Annotated in this window: 1 pseudogene; it reads left to right on the forward strand. The window is 71.9% G+C overall.

The window, feature by feature from the left end:
• A pseudogene (locus tag TMES_RS22070) lies at positions 1 to 438 on the forward strand (aconitate hydratase); the annotation flags it as partial.

Consider the following 438-nt stretch of genomic DNA (forward strand, 5'->3'; position numbering starts at 1 on the left):
TGCGCATCGAGGGCGCGCGCGCCCTGCTCATCCTGGGCGACTCGGTCACCACCGACCATATCTCGCCCGCCAACGAGATCCCGCCCGAGTCAAGCGCCGGGCGTTACCTGCTGTCGCTGGGCGTGCCGGCCGATGCGCTGCACACCTACCTGGCGCGCCGCGGCAACCACCGCGTGATGATGCGCGCCACCTTCGCGCAGCCGACCCTGGTCAACGAACTGCTGCCGCAAGGCCCGGCCGGCCTGACCCGCCACCAGCCCGATGGCGAGATCCAGCCGATCTACGACGCGGCCATGCGCTACCGCGACGCAGGCGTGCCGGTGGTGGTGGTGGCCGGCAAGGACTACGGCAACGGCTCGTCGCGCGACTGGGCCGCCAAAGGCACGCGGCTGCTGGGCGTGCGCGCGGTGATCGCCGAGAGCTTCGAGCGCATCCACC

Source organism: Thalassospira mesophila, assembly GCF_002115755.1.
Taxonomy (GTDB): domain Bacteria; phylum Pseudomonadota; class Alphaproteobacteria; order Rhodospirillales; family Thalassospiraceae; genus Thalassospira; species Thalassospira mesophila.